Source organism: uncultured Streptococcus sp., assembly GCF_963528215.1.
Taxonomy (GTDB): Bacteria; Bacillota; Bacilli; order Lactobacillales; family Streptococcaceae; genus Streptococcus.
In genome coordinates this window covers 1-5,717 of the sequence record NZ_CAURVL010000048.1, presented here as the reverse complement: position 1 = coordinate 5,717, position 5,717 = coordinate 1, and the positions used below count along the sequence as shown (strand labels likewise).

The window sequence follows — 5,717 nt, the reverse complement described above, 5'->3', positions numbered from 1 at the left end:
ACTTGAACGTTATGGACTTGAAGGACGTTTACGACAAGATTATGTCTGGTGAAGATGTTATCGTTCGTATCTCAGGTTACTGTGTAAACACTAAGTACTTGACTCCAGAGCAAAAGACTGAATTGACTCAACGTGTCTTCCACGAAGTGCTCTCTATGGACGATGCTTTGAGCTAATAAACGACTAAGGACTTACAAACCATTTGAAAGAAGATTGGAAATCCCCAATCTTCTTTTTTATATCTATGAGTCTAAATGACTGCCAACTTGATGAAATTTTTAAGAGGCTTTATGGTATAATGGTTCTATTGCTATACTAGGAAAAGGACTGGGGAAATGACAGAGAAAGGTATCAGGGAAGAAGCCAAAGATTTCAATCTGGCGGTAGATGTCATCATGCTGGCTGGGACACTGCTGCTGCAGAGCGGATCCGAGACCTATCGGGTAGAAGACACCATGATTCGTATCGCTCATTCGCAAGGGATCATCAACTGCAATGCCTTAGCAATGCCAGTGGCTATTTTCTTTTCAATCGAAAATACAAATGTCTCACGGATGAAGCGTAATCTCAAGACCAACTACAACATTGAGAAGGTCTGCGATGTCAATCAGGTCTCCCGTCAGTTGGTAACAAGAGAAATCAGCCTTCAAGAGGCTTTTGATGAGCTGAATCGCCTCAAAGTTAAGGAGCTGCCCTATAATAACAAGCAGCTGATCGCTGCCGCAACGCTCAGTGCTCCCTTCTTCTCCATCATGTTTGGCGGAAATTTCTACGATGCTTTAGGCGCGGCTATTGCTACCTTCTTTGGCTTTGCCTTCTCTTTGTATGTGGACAAATATATCCGCATTCCTTTTGTGACAGCTTTTGCTGGAGCCTTCGTCTTTGGACTGCTAGCTCATATCTGGACACGCTATTCTGGTTTTAACTCCACAGATGATTTGATTATTGCGGGTTCTGTCATGCCTTTTGTGCCCGGCATTGCTCTGACCAACTCTGTGCGTGACATCATGACCAACCATATCAACTCTGGGATGAGCAAGCTCTTTGAATCGCTCCTCATCACTCTTGCTCTCGGTGCAGGTACCTCTGTCGCCCTCCTTATTATGAAATAAGCCTATGACAATCTTGACTTTCTTACTGCAAGCAGTTGCCAGCCTACTGGCTATCATTACTTTTTTAATCGTTCTAAATGTCCAGCGCAGTATGCTGATTCCCGGCGGAGTGCTGGGCATGGCTATTTGGCTACTCTACCTTCTGCTCAAAGGACCGACCAACGTCATCATAGCAACCTTTGTGGCTGCTATCATTGGTTCCTGCGTCAGCCAAATTCTCAGCATTATCTACAAAACGCCCGCTGTTGTTTTTATTTTGGCTATTCTAGCGCCTCTGGTCCCAGGCTATATTTCCTATCGGACGACTGCCTTTTTTGTCACTGGTGACTACAGCCAGGCTATGATTCACGCCACTCTGGTGGTCATTCTAGCCTTGGTCATCTCGATTGGCATGGCCAGCGGCACTGTCGTACTCAAGCTCTACCACTACTTGAAAAAGCGCCAAACCAAACTCACAGCAAATAAACAGTAGAACCATCTGCTGTTTTTATTTTGGAAAATACATCTTAAGCCTGATTTAGCTGAGATTAGATGTTTTTGTAAGAGTTTTATTCCTAAGTATGGTAAAATAGTTTTCGGAATATACTAGAATAAAAGGATTTAAAGAGGTCTTATAATGACAATCGGAATCGACAAAATCGGTTTTGCGACCAGTAATTATGTCTTAAAATTAAATGATTTAGCGGCAGCCCGTGGGACTGACCCAGAAAAGCTTAGCAAGGGACTCTTGCTCAAGGAACTAAGCATTGCTCCTCTGACTGAGGATATTGTTACCTTGGGAGCAGCGGCAGCAGAGCCCATCCTGACAGCAGAGGACAAAGAAAAGATTGATATGGTCATCGTGGCTACTGAGTCAGGGATTGACCAGAGCAAAGCGGCGGCCGTTTTTGTCCACGGCCTTTTGGGTATCCAACCATTTGCCCGCAGCTTTGAAATCAAGGAAGCCTGCTATGGAGCGACTGCAGCACTGGACTATGCCAAGCTCCACATCGAAAAACACCCAGACAGCAAAGTTTTGGTGTTAGCTAGCGATATTGCCAAGTATGGCATTCATACACCTGGCGAGCCAACGCAGGGAGCGGGAGCTATTTCTATGCTGATTAGTAGCAATCCTCGTATCCTCGCTTTCAATGATGATAATGTAGCTCAGACACGCGATGTCATGGATTTTTGGCGCCCAAATTACTCGACAACGCCTTATGTCAACGGCCTCTATTCAACCCAGCAGTATCTGGATAGCTTAAAGACAACTTGGACGGAGTACCAAAAACGCCACAAGCTGGCTCTCAAAGATTTTGCGGCCTACTGCTTCCACCTGCCTTATCCAAAATTGGCTCTCAAAGGTCTCAATAAAATCATGGATAAAAGCCTGCCCCAAGAGCAGCAAGACCAGCTCAGAGAGAATTTTGAAGCCTCTATTCTCTACAGTCAGAAAGTTGGAAATATCTATACAGGCTCCCTCTTCCTAGGCCTCCTGTCTCTTTTAGAAAACTCCGACAACCTCAAAGCCGGAGATCGGATTGCTCTTTTCGGCTATGGCAGCGGAGCTGTCTCTGAAATCTTTAGTGCCAATTTGGTAGAAGGCTATGAAAAGCATCTATCCAAGACACGCCTAGAGGAATTAGACCAGCGTCAGGCTCTTTCCATCGCAGACTACGAGCGCATCTTTTTTGAAGAAGCTGAGCTGGATGAAAAGGGCAATGCCAGCTTCTCCGGCTATGAAAATCAAAGCTTCGCTCTGACAGAAATTGTAGAGCATCAGCGTAAGTATATCAAAGTTGAGAAATCATCATGAAAGTAAACTGGACTGGATTTTCCAAAAAAACTCCTGCTGAGCGGCTGCAGATGCTGAAAGAAAAGGGGCTTTTACAAGATGAACATTGGCAGCTGCTAGACAGTCAGCAGACTTTGCCTCTGGAAACAGCCAACCAGATGAGTGAAAATGTACTGGCCACTCTGGCCCTGCCCTACTCTCTGGTGCCAGACTTTCTGGTGGATGGTAAGACCTATCAAGTTCCTTTTGTGACAGAAGAGCCATCTGTGGTAGCAGCGGCTAGCTTTGCAGCTAAGATTATCAAACGTTCAGGCGGATTTGAGACAGAGGTCCACAAACGCCAGATGATTGGGCAAATTGCCCTCTATCAGGTTGATAATGCAGACCAAGCTATCAAAGATGTTCTCAGGAAAAAGAAAGAGTTGTTGGAGCAGGCCAACCAAGCCTATCCATCGATTGTTGCCCGTGGTGGCGGTGCTAGAGAATTCTGGCTGGAGCCAAAGGATGACTTCCTTATTTTCTATCTATCTGTGGATACGCAGGAAGCCATGGGAGCCAATATGCTCAACACCATGCTAGAGGCTCTCACCCTTCCTCTGGAAGAGCTGACTGGCGGTAAGAGTCTGATGGCTATCCTGTCAAACTATGCAACAGATAGCCTAGTAACAGCCCGCTGTGTCATCGACTATCGCTTTCTCAGTCGGGATAAGGCCGAGGCGGAACTTCTTGCGGATAAAATGCAGCTGGCTAGCAAGCTAGCCCAGGTCGACCCTTATCGGGCAGCTACCCACAATAAAGGTATCTTTAATGGTATTGATGCTTTGGTGCTGGCTACTGGAAATGACTGGAGGGCTATAGAAGCCGGTGCCCATGCCTATGCCAGCCGAGAAGGAAGTTACCGCGGCCTCTCTACTTGGACGGCAGACCCAGACAAACGCCAGCTTCATGGTCAGATGACTCTGCCCATGCCCATTGCGACTAAGGGAGGCTCCATCGGTCTCAATCCAGCAGTGGCAGCCAGCTTTGACTTGCTAGGGCAGCCTCAGGCCAAGGACTTGGCTTCCCTCATTGTATCGGTCGGATTGGCGCAAAATTTCGCTGCCCTCAAAGCCCTGGTCAGCACTGGCATCCAAGCAGGACACATGAAATTGCAAGCCAAATCTTTAGCATTGCAAGCTGGAGCCTTGGAAGAAGAAATTGCTGCTGTAGCCAGTCGCTTAACAGCCAAGAAGACTTTCAACCTCGCTGTTGCTCAGGAAATACTAGCTGACTTACGAAAGCAGGACAAGTAAAAAAGGCCTTGATGGCCTTTTTTGTATGTCTTTATGCTATTTAATCTGTTCCTGAGCTTCTTTCAGCCGACCGTAGAGTAGATAGGGTACACTCTTTAGTTCTTGCAAGTTTCGGCAGGACAGGGCGCACATGATGAGGCGCAGATCTGATTTCCAGCCTTCTACAATATCAATAACCTCTTCCACTGAGTGATTTTCCACCAAGTCCAGCATGGTACGAGAAAGGCCGACCGCCTTGGCTCCTAAGACCAAGGCTTTGATTATATCCAAAGGATGGCGGACACCTCCACTAGCCAAGAGTTCGACCTCATCGCGCAATGGCTGAAGCGCCAACAGGCTCTGCAGAGTAGATTGACCCCAATCATTGAGGTAGTCACGATTGCCACCCCGCTGATTTTCAATATAGGCAAAGCTAGTGCCGCCCCGGCCGGAAATATCAAAAGTCTGAATACCCAAGGAGCGCGCTTCTTTGACAGTAGAGCGATCCATGCCAAAGCCAACTTCTTTAAGAATTAGGGGAAGATCCAGCCGCTGACTATAATCAGTCAAGTGCTGGCGCCAAGAACGAAACTCCCGCTCGCCCTCTGGCATCAGCAATTCCTGCATGAGATTGACATGGATCTGCAAAAAGAGGGGCTGCAAATCAGCTACTGCCTGCTGGGCGGCTTGATAAGGCTTGTCCAAGCCGATATTGGTAGCCAGCAATAAATTAGGCCGACCAGCCGCCACCCGATAGGAAGGATCAGAAGGATTCTTCAAGGCTGCGCTGTAAGAGCCAGTTACAAAAAGAAGGCCGCAACTTTCAGCTACTTGAGCCAGCTTTTCATTGATCTGACCACCTTTTTGGCTGCCGCCAGTCATGGCATTGATATAAAAAGGAAACTCCCAATCACGACCAGCAAAGTGAGTAGATAGGTCAATCTCAGCCAAATCGTACTTGGGCAAAGAGCGGTGAACCAGTTCCATTTCATCAAAACTGTTGTAACCCGGACGCTGCTCTAAAGCGTATTTGATATGGTCATCCTTACGATTCTGGCTCATCATGGCCCATCCTTTCTCTGTATAATAGCTTAATATCAGCTTCTTGCCAGGCTTGAATCAATTGGTTACTAGATGCGGCATCAAAGCTGAGAGCAATCCCGCAGTCGCCACCGCCGGCACCACTGCTTTTAGCCACACAGTTCAGTCCCTCTGCCGCTTCTTTTAAGACTTTCAGCCTGTCTGTATAGATAGCTGGGCTGAGCCTTTCTAAGAGCTGGCTAGCCTTTTCCAGACTAGACTGAATAGCTAACTTCTCTCCTGCTAATAAAGCTCTCTCCAAAGCATCAACCTGCGTCCTACTTCCTGTCAAAAAGGACTCTGAAATAGCTGACTTGACCTGATTGACCAAATCCTTAGAAATCGCTGGCTGCTTGGTCCAGCCAACCAGAAAATCCATGACTAAGCAAGGCTTAATACTGCGAATTTCAAAACCCCAATCCTCTGCTAGTAATTGCTGTAAATCAACTTTGTCCATGCGCTTGCGGACCAGCTCTCTAT

5 protein-coding genes and 1 pseudogene are annotated in these 5,717 nt (G+C 47.0%); 4 read left to right on the top strand and 2 right to left on the bottom strand.

Annotation, left to right across the window (positions count from 1 at the left end):
• Positions 1–335 precede the first annotated feature (335 nt).
• The 4 genes from RWS24_RS10440 (at position 336) to RWS24_RS10425 (ending at position 4,178) form a co-directional block, all read left to right on the top strand.
• Positions 336–1,112 (top strand): threonine/serine exporter family protein, encoded by a 777-nt coding sequence (locus tag RWS24_RS10440; RefSeq protein ID WP_314367311.1) that lies wholly within the window; start codon positions 336–338, stop codon positions 1,110–1,112.
• Between the two features lie 4 nt (positions 1,113–1,116).
• A complete protein-coding gene (locus tag RWS24_RS10435; RefSeq protein ID WP_002903393.1) occupies positions 1,117–1,584 on the top strand; it encodes a threonine/serine exporter family protein in 468 nt (155 codons plus the stop codon).
• Between the two features lie 144 nt (positions 1,585–1,728).
• The gene (locus RWS24_RS10430; protein WP_314367307.1) at positions 1,729–2,907 is read left to right on the top strand and encodes a hydroxymethylglutaryl-CoA synthase; all 1,179 of its coding nucleotides are present in this window, start codon (positions 1,729–1,731) and stop codon (positions 2,905–2,907) included.
• Positions 2,904–4,178 (top strand): hydroxymethylglutaryl-CoA reductase, degradative, encoded by a 1,275-nt coding sequence (locus RWS24_RS10425; protein ID WP_314367305.1) that lies wholly within the window; start codon positions 2,904–2,906, stop codon positions 4,176–4,178. The genes RWS24_RS10430 and RWS24_RS10425 overlap by 4 nt, the downstream gene beginning before the upstream one ends.
• Before the next feature lie 36 nt (positions 4,179–4,214).
• On the opposite strand, the gene fni is transcribed toward RWS24_RS10425, so the two are convergent.
• Entirely contained in the window at positions 4,215–5,222 is a 1,008-nt protein-coding gene (fni, locus tag RWS24_RS10420; RefSeq protein WP_314367302.1) for a type 2 isopentenyl-diphosphate Delta-isomerase, read from the bottom strand.
• Positions 5,203–5,717 (bottom strand): annotated as a pseudogene (locus tag RWS24_RS10415) (phosphomevalonate kinase); the annotation flags it as partial. The pseudogene RWS24_RS10415 and the gene fni, both read right to left, overlap by 20 nt.